We start from the raw sequence: 658 nt of genomic DNA on the forward strand, positions 1-658 counted from the left end.
AGATGCCGCAGGCATGGCCAGTGTTGGCGTCCGCTTGACCGCCGAGTTAGGCCACGGTGCCTGCGCGAAGCGCCCGTGCCAGTGCTCGGTGATGGCGTTACCACTTCCAGAGCGATGGCGTGCGCCAGTGGGCGTGCGTTGTTGCATAGAGAAGAGGTCGTCCGTTGGTTGGGAATATCCAAAAAGGCAGGCGAGCTTCGTCAGCCCGCAGTTAACTTTGTTTGCCTTTTAAGGAAATTTTTCTTGCAAGCTCTAGGAGGATCAAAAAATCCTCATCAAGCTGTTCGTACGGATTCCCAATGTAGCCACAACGACCGTTCGCGATGGATGCGTAGGAGCTGAGTTGCTGCAACTTGATTAAAAATTCCTCGTCGCTACCGCTCACAGGGGTTACTTTATGCTTCACACGGGCGCTCCTTTCCGGAAAAGCAGATTGAAGGGCGCTCCAAAGTATCTCTGCATTCATCTGAATCTGTGGAGACGTTGCTCGCATATAGACGAGTTGATAAATGGAATGCGGCGATTGTGTTGGCCTAACGCCCAAGGTAAGCTGCGCCGGAAGGAGCGCAGCGAGTGGAGGGCACCAACAAAGCCCATGAAAATGGCGAAGCCATGGGCTTTGTTGGCGTCCGCTTGACCGTAATGTTAGGCCACGGAT

The 658-nt window shown here is 54.0% G+C and carries 1 protein-coding gene; it reads right to left on the reverse strand.

Annotation, left to right across the window (positions count from 1 at the left end):
• Positions 1-211: 211 nt before the first annotated feature.
• Positions 212-658: hypothetical protein (locus EYS42_RS17215; protein ID WP_207301186.1), on the reverse strand; the 447-nt coding region annotated here is incomplete at its 5' end.

Origin of the sequence: Aquabacterium lacunae, from assembly GCF_004310865.1 — a bacterium.
Taxonomy (GTDB): Bacteria; Pseudomonadota; Gammaproteobacteria; order Burkholderiales; family Burkholderiaceae_C; genus Aquabacterium; species Aquabacterium lacunae.